Genomic DNA, 394 nt, shown 5'->3' on the forward strand with positions numbered 1-394 from the left:
CATGTGGTGGTGACGCCGCCTGACCACCCGCTTCTGTCGCGCCAGCACCTGACGCTGGACGACCTGAAGGGTTACCCGATCATCACGTACGACCACCACTTTGCCGGCCGGCCCAAGATCGACCACGCGTTCGAGCTGCGCCAGATCAAGCCCGACATCGTGCTCGAAGCCATCGACGCCGACGTCATCAAGACGTACGTGGAAGTGGGCCTGGGCGTGGGCATCGTGGCCGGCGTCGCGTTTGATGCCGAGCGCGACCGCAACCTGCGCGCCATTCCGGCCGGACACCTCTTCGGCACCAACGTCACGCACCTGGGCGTCAAACAAGGGGCGTACCTGCGCGGCTTCGTCTACACCTTCATCGAACTGTTTGCGCCGACGCTCACGCGCAAGC

General features: G+C 65.0%; 1 protein-coding gene. It reads left to right on the plus strand.

Going from position 1 to position 394, the window contains the following annotated elements:
* The coding region (locus C1J01_RS54420; protein ID WP_220040520.1) for a LysR substrate-binding domain-containing protein at positions 1–394 on the plus strand (394 nt) is incomplete at both ends.

Origin of the sequence: Nonomuraea aridisoli (assembly GCF_003236395.1) — a bacterium.
Taxonomy (GTDB): domain Bacteria; phylum Actinomycetota; class Actinomycetes; order Streptosporangiales; family Streptosporangiaceae; genus Nonomuraea; species Nonomuraea aridisoli.